Source organism: Anabaena sp. FACHB-595, from assembly GCF_048568275.1.
Lineage (GTDB): Bacteria > Cyanobacteriota > Cyanobacteriia > Cyanobacteriales > Nostocaceae > Trichormus.
Window position 1 is genome coordinate 3,035,054 of the sequence record NZ_CP183473.1, and the last position, 16,218, is coordinate 3,051,271.

At 40.4% G+C, this 16,218-nt stretch carries 18 protein-coding genes; 8 read left to right on the forward strand and 10 right to left on the reverse strand.

Annotated elements, in window-relative coordinates; all coding sequences use genetic code 11:
• Positions 1-132: 132 nt before the first annotated feature.
• Positions 133-2,202, reverse strand: coding sequence for a prolyl oligopeptidase family serine peptidase (locus ACN222_RS12675; protein ID WP_010996689.1), 2,070 nt, complete (start codon positions 2,200-2,202; stop codon positions 133-135).
• Positions 2,203-2,642: 440 nt separating this feature from the next.
• Here ACN222_RS12675 and ACN222_RS12680 point away from each other — a divergent pair, with 440 nt between their 5' ends.
• From ACN222_RS12680 to ACN222_RS12700, 5 genes are all read left to right on the forward strand, one after another.
• The gene (locus tag ACN222_RS12680) at positions 2,643-3,893 is read left to right on the forward strand and encodes an ABC transporter substrate-binding protein (protein WP_044521412.1); all 1,251 of its coding nucleotides are present in this window, start codon (positions 2,643-2,645) and stop codon (positions 3,891-3,893) included.
• Positions 3,894-3,972: 79 nt separating this feature from the next.
• Positions 3,973-4,923: a branched-chain amino acid ABC transporter permease gene (locus ACN222_RS12685; protein ID WP_010996692.1), complete on the forward strand. Its 951-nt coding sequence runs from the start codon at positions 3,973-3,975 to the stop codon at positions 4,921-4,923.
• A gap of 11 nt (positions 4,924-4,934) precedes the next feature.
• Complete coding sequence (locus ACN222_RS12690; protein ID WP_010996693.1) at positions 4,935-5,537, forward strand: Uma2 family endonuclease; 603 nt, start codon at positions 4,935-4,937, stop codon at positions 5,535-5,537.
• 22 nt (positions 5,538-5,559) lie between these two features.
• Positions 5,560-6,486 (forward strand): branched-chain amino acid ABC transporter permease, encoded by a 927-nt coding sequence (locus tag ACN222_RS12695; protein ID WP_010996694.1) that lies wholly within the window; start codon positions 5,560-5,562, stop codon positions 6,484-6,486.
• Entirely contained in the window at positions 6,483-7,262 is a 780-nt protein-coding gene (locus ACN222_RS12700; protein WP_010996695.1) for an ABC transporter ATP-binding protein, read from the forward strand. Before ACN222_RS12695 ends, ACN222_RS12700 begins: the two co-directional genes overlap by 4 nt.
• 16 nt (positions 7,263-7,278) lie before the next feature.
• Here ACN222_RS12700 and ACN222_RS12705 read toward each other — a convergent pair whose 3' ends face one another.
• Positions 7,279-7,500 (reverse strand): DUF4351 domain-containing protein, encoded by a 222-nt coding sequence (locus ACN222_RS12705; RefSeq protein ID WP_309295003.1) that lies wholly within the window; start codon positions 7,498-7,500, stop codon positions 7,279-7,281.
• Between the two features lie 144 nt (positions 7,501-7,644).
• Between ACN222_RS12705 and ACN222_RS12710 the strand changes: the two genes are divergently transcribed.
• The 3 genes from ACN222_RS12710 (at position 7,645) to ACN222_RS12720 (ending at position 10,015) form a co-directional block, all read left to right on the forward strand.
• Positions 7,645-8,391: an ABC transporter ATP-binding protein gene (locus tag ACN222_RS12710; RefSeq protein ID WP_044522999.1), complete on the forward strand. Its 747-nt coding sequence runs from the start codon at positions 7,645-7,647 to the stop codon at positions 8,389-8,391.
• Between the two features lie 78 nt (positions 8,392-8,469).
• Positions 8,470-9,306, forward strand: a complete 837-nt coding sequence (gene dapB, locus ACN222_RS12715) for a 4-hydroxy-tetrahydrodipicolinate reductase (protein WP_010996698.1) — start codon at positions 8,470-8,472, stop codon at positions 9,304-9,306.
• Between the two features lie 25 nt (positions 9,307-9,331).
• The gene (locus ACN222_RS12720; RefSeq protein WP_010996699.1) at positions 9,332-10,015 is read left to right on the forward strand and encodes a hypothetical protein; all 684 of its coding nucleotides are present in this window, start codon (positions 9,332-9,334) and stop codon (positions 10,013-10,015) included.
• Positions 10,016-10,187: 172 nt separating this feature from the next.
• On the opposite strand, the gene ACN222_RS12725 is transcribed toward ACN222_RS12720, so the two are convergent.
• From ACN222_RS12725 to ACN222_RS12760, 8 genes are all read right to left on the reverse strand, one after another.
• Complete coding sequence (locus ACN222_RS12725) at positions 10,188-10,808, reverse strand: precorrin-8X methylmutase (RefSeq protein ID WP_010996700.1); 621 nt, start codon at positions 10,806-10,808, stop codon at positions 10,188-10,190.
• A gap of 147 nt (positions 10,809-10,955) precedes the next feature.
• Complete coding sequence (locus ACN222_RS12730) at positions 10,956-11,765, reverse strand: TPM domain-containing protein (RefSeq protein WP_010996701.1); 810 nt, start codon at positions 11,763-11,765, stop codon at positions 10,956-10,958.
• Between the two features lie 232 nt (positions 11,766-11,997).
• Entirely contained in the window at positions 11,998-12,543 is a 546-nt protein-coding gene (locus ACN222_RS12735) for a hypothetical protein (RefSeq protein ID WP_010996702.1), read from the reverse strand.
• Between the two features lie 84 nt (positions 12,544-12,627).
• Positions 12,628-12,978 carry a YtxH domain-containing protein gene (locus ACN222_RS12740; protein ID WP_010996703.1) on the reverse strand — a complete coding sequence of 117 codons (351 nt, stop codon included), beginning with the start codon at positions 12,976-12,978 and terminating at the stop codon, positions 12,628-12,630.
• A 140-nt stretch (positions 12,979-13,118) separates the two neighbouring features.
• Positions 13,119-13,439, reverse strand: coding sequence for a hypothetical protein (locus ACN222_RS12745; RefSeq protein WP_010996704.1), 321 nt, complete (start codon positions 13,437-13,439; stop codon positions 13,119-13,121).
• A 140-nt stretch (positions 13,440-13,579) separates the two neighbouring features.
• Positions 13,580-14,581: a glycosyltransferase gene (locus tag ACN222_RS12750; protein WP_010996705.1), complete on the reverse strand. Its 1,002-nt coding sequence runs from the start codon at positions 14,579-14,581 to the stop codon at positions 13,580-13,582.
• Between the two features lie 69 nt (positions 14,582-14,650).
• A complete protein-coding gene (locus ACN222_RS12755; RefSeq protein ID WP_010996706.1) occupies positions 14,651-15,310 on the reverse strand; it encodes a DUF6391 domain-containing protein in 660 nt (219 codons plus the stop codon).
• A 571-nt stretch (positions 15,311-15,881) separates the two neighbouring features.
• The gene (locus tag ACN222_RS12760) at positions 15,882-16,145 is read right to left on the reverse strand and encodes a helix-turn-helix domain-containing protein (RefSeq protein WP_010996707.1); all 264 of its coding nucleotides are present in this window, start codon (positions 16,143-16,145) and stop codon (positions 15,882-15,884) included.
• Positions 16,146-16,218 lie beyond the last annotated feature (73 nt).

Below are 16,218 nucleotides of genomic sequence, written 5' to 3' on the forward strand. Positions count from 1 at the left end.
GGACTAACGCACCCAGGCTGTTTGTTGAGACTAGATATAAGGGGTTAAGGACACAAAGGTGTAAGGATTTTAAAGATTTACACCCCTACACCCCTGTACCCTTTCATGCGTAAGTCCTAATATTCTCTGCGGTTAAACTTCAACAGCTAAAGTCCGGACTAAAAAAGCCCATTTATCTGCGGCTTCTTCGATAATCTTCGCCGTGGGTTTCCCTGCACCATGTCCAGCTTTAGTTTCAATTCTAATTAATACAGGTGCATTGCCGTTGTGTGCAGTTTGCAAAGCTGCGGCAAATTTGAAGCTGTGGGCGGGGACAACGCGATCATCGTGATCGGCGGTGGTAATCAAGGTTGCGGGGTATGCTGTACCTGGTTTGAGATTATGCAGTGGTGAATAAGCGTAGAGTGCAGGAAACTCTTGTGGGTTATCTGGGGAACCATATTCAGCAGTCCAAGCCCAACCAATGGTAAATTTGTGAAACCGTAACATATCCATCACACCAACTGCTGGTAAAGCTGCGCCGAATAATTCAGGACGCTGAGTCATGCAAGCACCCACTAATAAACCACCGTTACTACCACCAGCGATCGCTAGTTTTTCCGGTTTTGTATAATTATTGGCAATCAACCACTCAGCAGCAGCAATAAAATCATCAAAAACATTTTGCTTTTTATCCTTCATTCCTGCTTGATGCCATTCTTCGCCGTATTCTCCGCCACCGCGTATATTTGGCATGGCATAAACACCACCCATTTCCATCCATACCAACATACTTACAGAAAAACTGGGCGTGAGTGAGACATTAAAACCACCGTAGGCATAAAGATAAGTGGGGTTATTCCCATTCAATTGAATGCCTTTCTTATGTGTAATAAACATGGGTACTTGTGTACCATCTTTACTTTGATAAAAAACTTGTTTAGTTTCGTAATTATCAGGATTAAAATCTACAATTGTTTCTCTAAAAACCTCACTTTTTCCTGTTACTAAGTTATAGCGGTAAATAGTTCCTGGTGTAGTAAAACTAGTGAATTTGTAAAAAGTTTCTGTATCGTCACGCTTACCACCAAAGCCACCTACAGCACCCAATCCTGGTAATTCTACATCCCGAATTAATGTACCGTTGAGGTCGAAAATTTTAACTTGCGATCGGGCATCTTCTAAATAATCAGCAATAAACTGATTATTTAAGATATTGACACTTTCTAAAGTTGCTTCAGCTTGAGGAATAATTTCTCGCCATATTTCTTGAGACGGATTAGCTGTATCAATAGCAATTACTCTACCCCGTGGTGCATCCCAGTCAGTACGGAAGTAGAAAACGCTCTCATCATTATCAATGAAACTATAATCTGCTTCAAATTGATTAATTAGTTCTACAACTTCGGCATGGAGGTTAGTTAAGTCCTTATAAAAAACTAGATTTCTGGAATCAGTACCCAGCCAAACCGAAATTATCAGATAGCAACCATCTTCTGAGACAACTCCATTAAAACCCCATTCTTTTTGATCAAGGCGTTGGTAAATTAGTACGTCTTCAGATTGGGGTGTACCTAATCGATGGTAGTAAAGCTTTTGGTAATAGTTAACATCTTCCAATTTGGTTTTTTCCTTTGGTTCGTCATAACGACTATAGAAAAAGCCTTGATTATCATTCGTCCAAGATGCACCGGAAAATTTAATCCAATTTAGATGATCTGGAAAATCTGCACCAGTTTCTACATCAACAACCTTCCATTCTTGCCAATCAGAACCAGAAGTAGATATACCATATGCCAAAAGCTTGCCATTATTGCTGATAGCTAAACCCGAAAGAGCAACAGTCCCATCATCTGAAAGTTTGTTAGGGTCTAGTAAAACTCTTGGTTCAGAATCCAGTGATTTCAATGTATACAAAACACTTTGATTTTGCAAGCCATCATTTTTGAAATAAAAATAATTTTCTCCTTCTTTAAATGGGATTCCATACTTTTCATAATCCCAAAGTTTGTTAAGACGTTGTTGAATTTTCTCTCTAATCGAAACTTCGCCCAAATACGCAAAAGTAATTTGATTTTGTGCCTCGATCCAAACCCTAGTTTTTTCAGAGTCAGGATCTTCTAACCAACGATAAGGATCTGCTACTAAAGTACCGTGGTAATCATCAACGTGATCAATTTTGTGGCTGAGTGGATAGTTAAGGGATTTTTCAGAGTAGGGCATAGTTTTGGATTAAAAGTATCTTTTCATATACTACAAACATAAACCCCAGTCTTGATGTAGGTACTATTGACGCAGAATTGGCATGGTTACGGTTTATCTGGGCGATCTTTAACCATAGATTGGTAATTTATTGCTCAAGATGTCAAAGTTAGAACCATTTTACTATCTAGGGCTTCTAGATAAGCAAGCCCACTAGATATTTGCTTGATTGTTCCCTGGAGGGTTAGGTCAAAATGTCCTGCACCACCTATATTAACCTCTGGTAAGTCGTGGTGATATTAATAACCAAACCATACATAGGAATTAGTTGCTAGAGAGAAGGAGATAGCGAAAAGATATTCTTATCCTGTATTGTTAATAACAGTTCAGGAACGACTTTCTCTTTGGGGAGAAAGATGATTTAATAAAACTCTCGTAAATTGTTTTATATCAACACAAAAATGAAAATAACTTTTGCGTATACCACAGCATTATTCTCTGCTTGTACTTTTTTTCTGGCAGCTTGTGGTGGTGCTAACACAGACACAAATTCGACTAACAATTCTCCAAATAACACAACTAATGCTGCAACAAATGTTACTACAACAGCCAATAACAATACCATTCCCATTGGTATCGCCCTAGCACAAACGAGTAATGTAGCTCTACTTGGTCAAGAACAAGTCGCTGGAGCTAAAATTGCTGAAAAGTATTTTAATGATAAGGGTGGAGTAAACGGTACTCCAATTAAACTGATTTTTCAAGATACGGCTGGTGACGAAGCTGGAACAATTAATGCTTTTCAAACTCTTATCAATAAAGATAAAGTCGTAGGTATTGTAGGGCCTACATTATCCCAACAAGCCTTTAGTGCTAATCCTATTGCTGAAAGAGCAAAAGTCCCAGTGATTGGGCCATCAAATACAGCAAAAGGCATACCAGAAATTGGTGATTATGTGGCGCGCGTTTCTGCACCTGTGTCTGTAGTTGCACCCAATTCAGTCAAAGCTGCACTTAAGCAAAATCCCAACATTAAAAAAGTCGCGGTTTTCTTCGCTCAAAATGATGCCTTTAGTAAATCAGAAACAGAGATTTTTCAACAAACTATTAAGGAACAAGGGCTGGAATTAGTAACAGTACAAAAGTTCCAAACTACTGATACTGACTTTCAATCTCAGGCGACTAATGCGATTAATTTAAAACCTGATTTGGTGATTATTTCTGGACTAGCTGCCGATGGTGGCAACTTAGTTAGACAGTTGCGTGAATTGGGTTATCAAGGTGCAATTATTGGTGGTAATGGTTTAAATACCTCAAATGTTTTCGCAGTTTGTAAAGCACTGTGTGATGGCGTGTTAATAGCTCAAGCTTACAGTCCAGAATATACTGGTGAAATTAATAAAGCATTTCGCCAAGCCTATGTTGATCAATATAAGAAAGAACCGCCTCAATTTAGCGCTCAAGCTTTTGCCGCAGTACAAGTATATGTAGAATCTCTCAAAGCATTAGACAGCATGAACAAAGTTAGTAAAATACAGTTACCGGAATTACGTACAGAATTGAACAAACAGCTACTAACAGGTAAATACAATACACCATTAGGAGAAATTAGTTTTACACCAATTGGTGAAGTTGTACAACAAGATTTTTATGTAGCTCAAATTAAAATGGAAAAGGATGGTAGTCAAGGTAAGTTTACATTTTTGAAATAGGAAATTTAGGGTGGATAGTGGGAGGGTGAAGAAAACTATTGACTAATGACAACTGACAACTGACAACTGACTAAATTAAATGGATATTAGTGTATTTTTACAACAATTATTGAATGGGTTATCTATTGGCAGCGTTTATGCAATCTTTGCCTTAGGTTATACATTGGTTTATTCCATTTTGGGAATTATTAATTTAGCACATGGGGCAATTTTTACTCTGGGAGCATATTTTACTTATGCTCTTATGGGTGGAACCTTTGGGTTTAATGGTTTGCTGGCTAACGCTACTTTGCCGATACAATTACCATTTGCTATGGCATTGATTATGGGTAGTAGTTTAGCTGGTTTAGTGGGAGTAGCAATGGAAAGAATTGCTTTTCAACCTTTACGAAAAAAAGGATCTGACACCTTACTAACTGTGGTTTCTAGCTTAGGGGTAGCAGTGGTAATTGTGAACCTAATTCAATATTTAGTAGGTGCAGAAAGTTATACATTTCCAGCAAATACTTTTGGGAATTTACCCCCAGCGTTTAACTTTGGAACTTTGGAAAAACCGATTCCTATTCGTAGCGTACAGGTGGTAATTTTTACTGTATCTGTTGTGATTGTGGCTATTCTTACTTACTTTATTAATCGTACTAAATACGGTAAAGCAATTCAGGCGATCGCCGAAGATGCCACTACTGCTAGTTTATTAGGTATCAATAGCGATCGCTTTATTGTCTTAACTTTTTTTATCAGCAGTTTTCTCGCTGGCTTGGCGGGTACATTAGTCGCTTCTAGTGTAAGCATTGCAGGCCCTTATTTTGGGATTGGCTTTGGGTTGCGGGGTTTAGCGGTGATTGTTTTGGGTGGCTTAGGTAGCATTCCTGGCGCAGTGCTGGGAGGTTTACTGATTGGTGTGGTTGAGGCGCTGGTTCCCTCTGATTACTCTGGTTATAAAGACGCTGTAGCTTTCGGCATTTTGTTTATCATGCTATTAGTTAGACCCCAAGGATTATTAGGTCGTCGGTTTATTCAGAAAGTCTGAGGTACAAAGCCATGACAGCAATCGCAAGACAAAAATTAACCTTTGATCAGTTTCTCGATAAATGTCCAGAGGAGGGTTTTTATGAACTTGTAAATGGAGAAATTATAGAAGTGCGTTCAACCAGAAATCATGATGATGTTGCCAATTATCTATTGTTTGCTTTTAATGATAAAATTAGGCGATTAAATTTAAATTATATAGTCAACAATACAGCAGTTTTTAGAACTACAACTGCTGATGGCATAGAACAAGGGCGCAAACCAGATGTTAGTGTAATTGATAGGGATTTATGGCGGTCAAATCGTTCAGCCTATTCTGCACTTGAGCAACCCATTCAATTGGCTGTAGAAGTGACATCAACTAATTGGGAGGATGACTATATTGATAAGTTGGATGAATATCAAAGATTAGGCATTGAAGAATATTGGATTGTGGATTATTTAGCAATTGGAGACAGAAAATATTTAGGAACACCAAAAGAGCCGACTGTATTTGTCTTTCTATTAAATACTAATGGTAACTATGAGCGTTCATCTTTTAAAGGTTCTGAGCGTATTATATCAGTCACCTTTCCTGAACTAACATTAACCGCAGAGCAAATATTAACAGCTTAAAGTTTCATAAAAGCAATTTAAAATGGCTGAATTTTTCTCCACCTATGGTTCTCTCATCGTCTCTATGGTGTTGGGGGCGTTACTGGGACTATCACTTTACTTACCTCTTATGGCGGGGCAATTATCTTTAGCAAGCCCTGGATTTTATGCTTTAGGTGGTTATATTGCCGCGATTTTATCAACCAAAGTTTTTCAAACTAACAGTAATTCATTTCCTATACCGCTACTTTTATTGGAAATGTTAATTGCTGCTGTAGTCTCTGGTTTATTAGGGATAGCTGTAGGTATTCCAGCTTTACGTTTGCGGGGAATTTATTTGGCGATCGCTACTATCGCTTTTGTGGAAGTTTTACGCGTTCTCTCCCTAAATTTAGATATTACAGGCGGTGCTGTCGGTATTTTTGGTATCCCTCAACCCTTCCAAACACCAATCGAATATTTATGGATTACTTTGCCACTACTATTAATTAGTATGGTGCTATTTTACCGTTTAGAACGGGTGCGAGTAGGTAGAGCTTTTACTGCCATCCGTGAAGATGAATTAGCAGCCGGGGCGATGGGGATTAACCCAACTTACTACAAAGTTTTAGCATTTACTTTAGGGGCGATGCTTGCTGGTATTGTGGGTGTGATTAGCGCCCACTTTCTTAATACTTGGAATGCCAGACAAGGAACATTTGATGCTAGTATTATCTACCTCACTTTTGTTTTAATTGGTGGTTCGAGAACTTTTTTAGGTTCAGTTGTTGGTGGTATGGTATTTACAGCTTTACCAGAAGTTTTACGCGGACTAGCTGATACAGGTGGTTTTCCTACTTGGTTAGCCCAGTTTCTCCGGGATGGTAGGTTAATTATTTTTGGGTTGTTAATAGTTACAGGTACTATTTTCTTTCCTCAGGGTTTGGTAACTCCAGATATTTTTAAATTCGGTAAGCCTAAAAATAGATGAGCCTAGATAAAAGTAGAGTTATATTAGAAGCAAAGTCACTCACACGCCGCTTTGGTGGTTTAGTAGCGGTAAATAATGTATCTTTTACAGTTAATCACTATGAAATTTTCGGTTTGATAGGGCCTAATGGTGCGGGTAAAACTACACTGTTTAACTTAATTACAGCTTTAATTCCACCTTCCAGTGGTGAATTAATTTATCAGAATAAAGCAATTGCTAAATTACGCCCTCATCAAATTGCTAGTTTGGGTATTGCGCGGACATTTCAAAATATTCGCTTATTTGGGGAATTATCGGCACTAGAAAATGTGATAATTGCCCGTCATTTACATACTAAAAGTACTATATTTACAGGTGTTTTAGGATTACCACCAGCACCTAAAGAAGAATCTCGCAGTAGAGAGAAAGCTTTAGAATTATTAGAGATGGTGGGTTTAAGCGATCGCGCCCAAGAAAAAGCCCGCAACTTTGCCTACGGTGATCAACGGCGTTTAGAAATCGCCCGTGCTTTAGCTTTAGAACCGCAAATATTACTACTCGATGAACCTGCGGCGGGGATGAATCCCAGTGAGAAACAGCAATTGAGTGATTTTATTCGGGAGATCCGCGATCGCTTCAATTTAACTATCATTTTAATTGAGCATCACGTACCCTTAGTCATGGGTTTGTGTGACAGGATTGCTGTATTAGATTTTGGACAATTAATTGCTTTAGGTGAACCATCTGTAGTCAGGAATGATCCGGCTGTAATTGAGGCTTATTTGGGCAATGAATAAGTCTGCTGAAATTCTGCTAATGAACTAACAGCGATCGCACTATCATCAGGTTTTCTAATCGCTCTACAGTCTCCCCTTCTAGCCTTGCTGTTAACTCTTGGGGAATTTCACCAAAACGCCGTTCTAAGAGTCGGATTAATTGCCGTTGCATACCCTGCTGTAGTCCCTGCTGTAGTCCACGTTTTTCACCTTCAGCAAGGATTTCTTGATACCAAGGCGATTCTCGCAATACTGCCATATCCCACCTCATTATTTGCTGGACTAAATGAGTTTCTAATACAAAGCTAGCAAAAAATGCTAGCAATGATTCTAACTGGTTTACTGATATTGAGGTATGTTAGATATTATGTCAGAACTCAATATTTCTAGATTTAAACCGCCGATGAACGCAGATGAAAGCCGATATGAAAATAGACAAGATTTTAAAATTTTAGAGATTCAGGAACTTGATGTTAACTATGGCGGTATTCAAGCTCTGAAAAAGATTAATTTAACTATTCAAAAAGGTGAGGTTGTTACATTAATTGGTGCGAATGGTGCAGGTAAAAGTACCACATTAAGGGCGATATCGAAGATAGTTACTCCGAAGAATGGGCAAATTATTTATAGTGGACGGAATATTACGCGCCGTCTACCCCATGAAGTTGTGAAGTTTGGTATTGCCCATTGTCCGGAAGGGCGGAGAGTATTGGCAAAGCAAACAGTTTTAGATAATTTACTTTTGGGTGCATATATTCGCTCCAATCAAACAGAGATTAAAGCCGATATTAAACAACAATTTGAGTTGTTCCCCCGGCTAGCACAACGACAAAATCAACTAGCCGGAACTCTGAGTGGTGGAGAGCAGCAAATGTTGGCGATCGCTCGTGCTTTAATGAGTAGACCACAACTGTTACTGTTAGATGAGCCTAGCTTGGGTTTAGCACCAGCTATTGTGAGGGAAATATTCTCGATTATTGAAAATTTGCGTGCTACTGGTGTGACTATTTTACTTGTGGAGCAGAACGCCAATTTAGCCCTACAAATCGCTGATAGAGGATATGTTTTGGAAGCTGGTTCTATTACCTTATCAGGGGCTGCATCCAACTTAATTAATGATGAGCGCGTGAAAAAAGCCTACTTGGGTTGATTATATTGCTGAGATCATTTACGTGGGAAAACTGATAATATCTGTGGGGATTGGTAATCGGTAAAATCAGGAAGAGTTATGACAAATCAAGCTCCTATCCCAGTTATTGTCAATGGTGCTGCTGGCAAAATGGGACGTGAAGTAGTCAAAGCAGTAGCCCAAGCACCAGACTTAAACTTATTGGGTGCAATTGACAGCAGTCCAGAACATCAAGGTAAAGATGCAGGAGAATTAGCGGGGTTAAGTGAACCTCTGGAAGTTCCCATCACAAACCAACTAGAACCAATGCTGGGTTATGTCGCTGGAGAAAGACAGGGGCCGCCAGGGGTAATAGTAGACTTTACTCATCCTGACTCAGTTTATGATAATGTACGCAGTGCGATCGCCTACGGTATTCGTCCGGTTGTTGGTACGACAGGATTAAGCCCAGCACAAATCCAAAATTTAGCTGATTTTGCCGAAAAAGCCAGCACTGGCTGTCTGATTATTCCTAACTTCTCCATAGGTATGGTGTTGCTACAACAAGCAGCCGTCACCGCATCACAATATTTTGACCACGTAGAAATCATCGAACTGCACCACAATCAAAAAGCCGATGCACCCAGTGGTACAGCTATTCAAACCGCCGAGTTACTAGCAGAATTGGGTAAAACTTTTAACTCTGCTATTGTGGAAGAGACGGAAAAAATACCCGGAGCTAGAGGTAGTTTAGCTGAGGAAGGAATTAGAATTCATAGCGTCCGCTTACCCGGACTGATAGCCCATCAAGAAGTAATTTTTGGCGCACCAGGACAAATTTATACATTACGCCATGATACAAGCGATCGCGCCTGCTATATGCCTGGAGTTTTACTTGCGATTCGCAAAGTCTTACAGCTAAAGTCGTTAGTATATGGTTTAGAAAAGATCCTTTAAACTTCAAACTCCCCATTCCCCACTCATGTTAGTTCCACTGACTCGCCAGAAATTTGAACAACTAATTCCTTTAATTGCCACTGGCCCGCAGTATAAGTACTACTGGGGAAAGTTTTCCAACTTTTTGCAGCGCCTGCTAGCTTCTGTAGTATCCGTAGTTGTGATTCTCCTGATTAGGTCAGTTTTTCGCTTAGAGTTTGGCCTTATCATCTTTTTCTTGGGTGTATTCGCCGCCTTTTTCTGGATGTGGTACCCCGTACTTCAAGCTAGCCTACGTAATGCAAAATGCCGCCGTTACAAGTACAGTGGCTTTTTCCGTGGGCGAATTTTGGATTGGTGGATTACAGATAAGTTGATGGGTAAACAAGAAACTGTCAACAGCAAAGGCGAATTGGTAATTGTCGAAAACCGAGAAAAACGGATCAATATTGAGGTAGGCGACGATACAGGATTTAGTGTCGAGTTAGAAGCACCCCTACGTCCTTTCCATAAAGCCATCGCCCGTGGTCAAATTGCTGAGATGATTGTCTTATCAGATCGTCCTGATTTGAGCAGAATCGAAGAATTTAGTGATGTTTATATCCCCAGCCGCGACCTCTGGGTAAACGATTATCCCTATCTACGCAGGGATTTCTTTAACGAAGTCAGCAGCCGTTTACGCCCAGACCGACAAGATAAACCACGCCGCAGACGCAGAACTGAGGAGTAGGGAGAGATAAGAGGTAGGGGAGCAGGGAGCAGGGAGCAGGGGAAATTTTGAATTTTGTAGCTTTAGCTTACCGTAGGCTATTTTGAATTTTGTTGGTGTAGCCTACCCTGCGAGTTCTCCGCAGGAGTAGCCGTAGGGTATTTTGAATTTTGAATTTTGAATTTTGAATTGATCACTCCCTCTTCTGCCCATAAGCTTGCCAAGCCAAGTCTATCAAACCATCGGCGATCGCAGCTGCGACAACAGCATTACCTTTGCGGCTGTCGATTGTGATATTAGGGACTAAAGAGTCTTGCAAGCGCCTTTTGGCATCTTCTATATCTCCTAACCCTACAGGAGTAGCAATGATTAAAGCCGGGTTAATCTCTTCTGCTTCAATTAAATTGACTAATGTAGTTAAAGCTGTTGGCGCTTGACCTACTATAAAAATACCTTCTGGATAGCGTTTGGCTAAAGTTTCAATTCCCCATGCGGCGCGAGTTTTTTCTATTTGGGGACGAGTCAAAGTTTCTGTACTGCAAAAAACTGGGTTAGCAAAGGTTTTTTGAATATCGTAAGCAATACCTGTTTGCACCATCGGTACATCTACCACAATAGTAGTCCGTGCTGCCAATGCGGCGGCTCCGGCTTGTAAAGCACGCTCAGAAAACCTGATTAAAGACTTGTACTCAAAATCAGCCGTAGCGTAAATTACGCGGCGAACAATTTCATATTCTGCTGGCGAGAACACATGATCGCCAATTTCACTATCGATAATTGCTAAACTTTGAGCATCACTTACGTGCCATTCCATTGCTATTCAATTCTCAGAGACTAGCTTTCAGCTTATCAGTTTGGGCGATCGCTAAGTAAGAGGAGATAGATTAGAGATTAGAGATTAGAGCTTAGAGGCTAGTAATATATTTTTCACCAATCCCCAATCCCCAATCCCCAATCCCATCTACGAATTAGCATTAGACGAAGGACGACTAAAAACAGGGGATAAGTAAGCCACTAAACCCCCAATGAAGAAACCGGAGAAGTTGCGGACTAGAGGTAGCCAGTCACTTGTGCGCGTTACCACAGGCCCGATACCAAAGGCTATGAACAAAATTCCCCACAATGGTGAGAAAATTAAAGCCCATTGCCAAGCAAAAATTTGTCCTTCCTTGCGGGGTTGTCCAGCAAAGCCACAAATAATTCCACCAATAATGGATGTAATTAAGGTTAAAATCCACTGTTCCCTGGGTAGTCCAGGTACAACGTTACAACCACCTTTAAGTAAACAGCCTTTAACTGAATCTAAAGCTTGTAAAATCGCTTGGTCTTCACCTTGTTCTCGGACAAAATACAAATTCCCAAAGCGGGTTTGTAGTTCTATCCAAAAAGTCCGGGGTAACAGTTCATAAACTGCATCACCAACGCTAAAACTGAGGATGTTCCCGCCACGGGAGTCAGCAACTAGGAGAATGCTTTTATCATCCAAACCCCAATAATTAATTACAGCCCTACCCGGAGTGCGGTCATACTGAGTCAGTACACGTAGTTTCCAACCAGTATCAGCCTCAAATTGCTCTATGTCTTCGACTAGCTTTTCTTCTTGCGGGTCAGGGAGTGATTTAGCTAGGTCTACAACTGGTGTGAAAAACTTAGGTAACAACTCAGGATTGTCGTAAGCCAGCGCAGAGGGGGAATTCATTACCCAAAGTGACCCAGCCAAGAAAAATACTGTAATAGATACTAAAATTCGTCGCCAAAAACGAGACTGCATGGACGTTCTTATACAAATATCAACAGTAAAAGTGAACAAGTTACTTCAAAAGAGTATGAGAAAAGTGATAGTTTGTTACACTTGTTTACTTTACTCTAATCTTAGGGATGAAAGCAAAGATTATTCTTGGAGATTGGGGAGTCAAAGAGAACTACAGACGCTGGAATATGTACAAACGTTTTAGGAACATTGCACAGCAAGCCCTATGTACAGAAGTTACACTGCAACGTCTCTAAGGAAATTCCTCATCATCAATGCCGTTGTTCCAGTTAGAAGCTTCACTGTAACCATCATGACTCCGGTATGCTTCTGCTTTGGGTAGGCGATTTTCTGCTTTGAGTGCTTCTCGTTCTCGAAGAGCAAAAGAAGATGGTTCTGTGATAGATAAACGCTCAACTGCTCGTCTTGTAGTTTTTTGTCGGGTAAAGGTTTTCCAAGCGGTTTTGACACCAACAAATATGCTGCGTGTGCCTACTTGCAGATTTTGAGCTTGTTTTCTTGCACCATCTAGGCTTTGATCAACTTGTCTTGCAACCTGACTGGCACTTTTGACACCTTCGCTAACATCTTCTGTTAAATCTGTAATTTCCAAGCCTGTTGTACGGATGGCCTCTAGTGTAGGTGGTAGTTCCCTTGAGAGAGTATCAAATAACTTTTCGGCACTGCGAGCTGCCCGTGCTAATTCCTGCAAAGCGGGTATCGCCGCTACCAAAACAGCAGTTAAGCTGGTAGCGACTAAGACAATTGACAGTCCCAACCAAAACAGGGGTTCAACCACGGCAATAAAAATTCAAATAATCTACGACTAGGCTTGTACCTACACAGGAAAACAAGGTTTACTGTATGTATTTCTGTCTCATAATTATGGGGTTTCTAATTCTTGGGCAAGAGAATCAGCGTCTGGGGTAGCTTGTTGGCGTTTCAAGACTTGGCTTTCGCGCTGACTAGCATCCATACCAGCTGCGATCGCATCCCGTAATCTATCTAAAGTTTCATCCCAATTTCGCAAAGCGTTGGTAGACAGCCGATCTGCTTGAATTTGTACACTTGTTGATAAATCTTCTGCTAATTCGGGGATGGCATCAGCAGACTTTTTCAAAAGTTTACGAGTTTCGCGCCCTGTGCGTGGAGCAGCAAGCAGCCCTGCTAAAGCACCAATGGTAGCTCCCAGCATCATACCGCCAATAAATGTTCCAGAACGGTTATTAGACATCTTATATTGTTTCTCTCCTTACACTTATTTTAGGTGGTTTTCGCCTTTTGAAAAACACCAGTAATTTTATCTGATTAATTTAGCGTGACAATATATCAACCAAAAATGTTGCTTTTATGCCTGATATGATTCTACAGACTTCATTTTTCCGATATAGAAACTTGTTTGCGGACATAACGCCCCCAGGTGCGTTGACCGAGCAGTAATAAACTCAGAATTTGCCTTACTTGCTGAATTTGGATCTGTAAACTTTGGTTACTCAACCGCAGATTTTGAAGATTTTGCTGGCCAAGATAAATATTTTCCGGTGCTTTATATAGTAAATCATGACTACAGCGCTCATAATCGATGAGGCGATCGGCGATAAATGCTATGAGTCGTTTCAACTGCCAGACTCGCCAAGCTATATAAAGTAGTATTACAGAAATGGCAGTATTAAAAACTACAACTACTATTGCCATTTATTTTACGCCTTGTCTCTAGAAAACGGGTTAAGTGAGTGTAGCTTTAGGAATCAGATTTAACTAAGCTAATGCGCGTCTAAATCTATTTCAAAAATTAGGTATGAGTCCTATATAATTTAATATCTTACTAAAATTTTCTACAAGCCTTGAAAATATTTCTTTTGAAATTTATTATATATTCTATTGAGAAAAAGCCTCACCAACCTCACTTTAGTTAAACTAGGTATATTACTTTCTTGATATTGTCTGTGGTCAAAAAATTCGTTTATTTCCTTTAGAATTACTTGCAAACGCTTCAAAATATTTTCAACACGATATTCAACAAAGAAATCTTCTGATAAATTTGCCGATATGGAAGAATCTATCACCTTGAGAATACGCTGGACATCATATTCTTGGGAATAACCAGAAATTTTATGACAATTAAAACCAGGGTCTAAATAATCTGACAGTCCACCATTAACACTAGAAAAAACCTGACACCCACAAGCCAAGGCTTCCATTGGTTGTAAACCAAAACCTTCACTAACATTCTGTTGCGCCCAGTATTCAGCAGAATCATAAAGATAAACTTTAGTGCGATTAAATAGCCCAGGTAAATCTTCAACATAAGAATTAACTACCTCGACTTTACATTTTTCTTTTAAAGCTGGAATGAGTTGTTTTATCAGATATTCAGAAGATTTTCGCGCCTGAACTAAAACATCTATGTCTCTTTCTGTATGTAAATTTCTAAATTCAGGACTAATTTCATTTGGTACATAATAAATGAGAGAATTAGGGGCTTTTTGTCCCCAATATCCCAAAGTGTTACGACTCACAGTAATGATGGGAATACTTGCAGGTAGGCTGAACTTATAACCTGCACTGTGAGCATGATAAACCACATTGTATGGCTTGAGTTTTGCCGCTAACTTAGCTATGTCAAAACCCCAGCTAATTACAAAGATTACGTCGTCTAAATTTTTCTCTTTCAACAGTTCATCAAGAAATAACTTCCCGACTTCTCTTTGACGGTAAGTCACAACTTCGGCATGACAAATTTGTTGCGCCAATTTAAATGATTTTAACTCTGCCCAAAGACCACCGCAAGCAAATTTGCCATCAGTTCCTGGGACTAAGAAATAAAGTTTTCGCATGAAGGAATAGGAGCAAGGAGAATGACTATTGACTATCGACTTTTTTTGAATTGGAGCGCAGCGACTTGACTAATGACTCTCTCGCCATGCCACCTTAATAAAATGCCCTTGGCGACCCCAAACATCGCGGGAAATAGTAATATTTTCTACTGCCAAGTTAAAAGGAATCGCAGTGGTAATGTATCGCTGCGCTATTAAGCCTAAATCGGGTGCAATTTCAGATGCGGTGGTAGCTGCCAATCCTAAGCCTATCAATTGTTCTACAGGACGGAACGGTAACATGAGATTTACACCCACTGCTAGTCCAGCCGCTAGTAGCATAGCCACTGATAAGTTCGTACCGCACCGGGGGTGTACAGCTAAATCCCATTCACCATTGGTCAGGCGGTGGAGAGCAAGGGTGACAGCACGCCGCAAATTGCTAATATTCACCTCTCCGTAGAGGTAAAAGCCTTGGTCTGTAGACAAACCACCTAGTAGCTCGTTGTCAACTTGAACTGGGCTTGGTCTACTAATAGGCGTTTGAGTGTTTCTAGTTTCACTCAAAACCCAAACTGTGGCGTGTTCGAGGGCGTGAACTTGCCGCAGCATCAAGATTTCTTTCAACCCTGGTATGAAAGACAGATTTTTTAGTAAGTCAGCATCCTGTTTTGGTTGAGGTGTTGTCAAGTCAAAATTTAGAAAATCAAAGGGAGACGAGCTACCTTGAACATAAGCAGAGGTATCCATAAGAACACTGCTCCCAAGTTGATGGAGCAATATAGATTTCTTACAAATGTAACGCTTGAAGCTAGGGATTGTTGCTAATTTTTGTTGATGATTTTTTCAAGGTCTATTGACATAAGTTTAAGTCGCCGCCCATTGCTGGTCAGAATGGGTGTAAGGGTATGAGGATGTAATGCTCTATGAGACGCTAAGTGTATTCTTCCGGGGAAGCAAGCTGCGTGTAGCGTCCCGCAGGCAACGAAGAGAACGACATGAGCGCTCAGTTGAACGCTGACGCTCATACCAAAGTGCGGGTTTGAAGGGGTAATGGTTTTAGACATTTACACCGTTATCCCTCATACCTTTATCACCCTTCTGTTGAGCAATGAGGAAAATAACTCCGCACGATAACTAACAGATGATGATTCTGTTCTGCTTGATGTTGACGTTTATCAGACTTGCGCTAGAGGTTCACAAAAAAGATGCGTGAGGAGAAAACAATCAGTAAACCATCAAAATTATCTGTATTACCAGACAACATTCGTCGCTGTGCTAGATGCACTCAATGGCGTTTGCCACACGCCATTAACTTGTGTCAGTCGTTCTGGTTTGGTAGAGAACAGCAGTTAACGTCATTCAAGCAGACTTTACCCCACTGTAAAGCCCATCGGACGAGCGCTACTCGGTTTTCCGTTCGCGTCTTGTCGAGGATGTTGCTAATGTGATTATCAACTGTGCGTTTGCTAATTTCCAGTTTTGCTGCAATCTCTTGGTTAGTTAAGCCAGCGGCCACTAAGTCGATAATTTGCAGTTCTCTGTCTGACAGAGTAACAGGGGTCTGAGACTCGCCACCAGCCATGAGTTCTTTTTTCCTCCGTTGGTATATGTACTTATCACCTTTCTTAATTCTAGAAGATTCTTTTGGCTGTAGG

What these genes read in the sequence shown, in the direction of transcription:
- ACN222_RS12675 (WP_010996689.1), bottom strand. Translation starts at nt 2,202, where the DNA reads ATGCCCTACTCTGAAAAATCCCTTAACTATCCACTCAGCCACAAAATT.
- ACN222_RS12680 (WP_044521412.1), top strand. Translation starts at nt 2,643, where the DNA reads ATGAAAATAACTTTTGCGTATACCACAGCATTATTCTCTGCTTGTACT.
- ACN222_RS12685 (WP_010996692.1), top strand. Translation starts at nt 3,973, where the DNA reads ATGGATATTAGTGTATTTTTACAACAATTATTGAATGGGTTATCTATT.
- ACN222_RS12690 (WP_010996693.1), top strand. Translation starts at nt 4,935, where the DNA reads ATGACAGCAATCGCAAGACAAAAATTAACCTTTGATCAGTTTCTCGAT.
- ACN222_RS12695 (WP_010996694.1), top strand. Translation starts at nt 5,560, where the DNA reads ATGGCTGAATTTTTCTCCACCTATGGTTCTCTCATCGTCTCTATGGTG.
- ACN222_RS12700 (WP_010996695.1), top strand. Translation starts at nt 6,483, where the DNA reads ATGAGCCTAGATAAAAGTAGAGTTATATTAGAAGCAAAGTCACTCACA.
- ACN222_RS12705 (WP_309295003.1), bottom strand. Translation starts at nt 7,500, where the DNA reads ATGGCAGTATTGCGAGAATCGCCTTGGTATCAAGAAATCCTTGCTGAA.
- ACN222_RS12710 (WP_044522999.1), top strand. Translation starts at nt 7,645, where the DNA reads ATGAACGCAGATGAAAGCCGATATGAAAATAGACAAGATTTTAAAATT.
- dapB (WP_010996698.1), top strand. Translation starts at nt 8,470, where the DNA reads ATGACAAATCAAGCTCCTATCCCAGTTATTGTCAATGGTGCTGCTGGC.
- ACN222_RS12720 (WP_010996699.1), top strand. Translation starts at nt 9,332, where the DNA reads ATGTTAGTTCCACTGACTCGCCAGAAATTTGAACAACTAATTCCTTTA.
- ACN222_RS12725 (WP_010996700.1), bottom strand. Translation starts at nt 10,808, where the DNA reads ATGGAATGGCACGTAAGTGATGCTCAAAGTTTAGCAATTATCGATAGT.
- ACN222_RS12730 (WP_010996701.1), bottom strand. Translation starts at nt 11,765, where the DNA reads ATGCAGTCTCGTTTTTGGCGACGAATTTTAGTATCTATTACAGTATTT.
- ACN222_RS12740 (WP_010996703.1), bottom strand. Translation starts at nt 12,978, where the DNA reads ATGTCTAATAACCGTTCTGGAACATTTATTGGCGGTATGATGCTGGGA.
- ACN222_RS12745 (WP_010996704.1), bottom strand. Translation starts at nt 13,439, where the DNA reads ATGGCAATAGTAGTTGTAGTTTTTAATACTGCCATTTCTGTAATACTA.
- ACN222_RS12750 (WP_010996705.1), bottom strand. Translation starts at nt 14,581, where the DNA reads ATGCGAAAACTTTATTTCTTAGTCCCAGGAACTGATGGCAAATTTGCT.
- ACN222_RS12755 (WP_010996706.1), bottom strand. Translation starts at nt 15,310, where the DNA reads ATGGATACCTCTGCTTATGTTCAAGGTAGCTCGTCTCCCTTTGATTTT.
- ACN222_RS12760 (WP_010996707.1), bottom strand. Translation starts at nt 16,145, where the DNA reads ATGGCTGGTGGCGAGTCTCAGACCCCTGTTACTCTGTCAGACAGAGAA.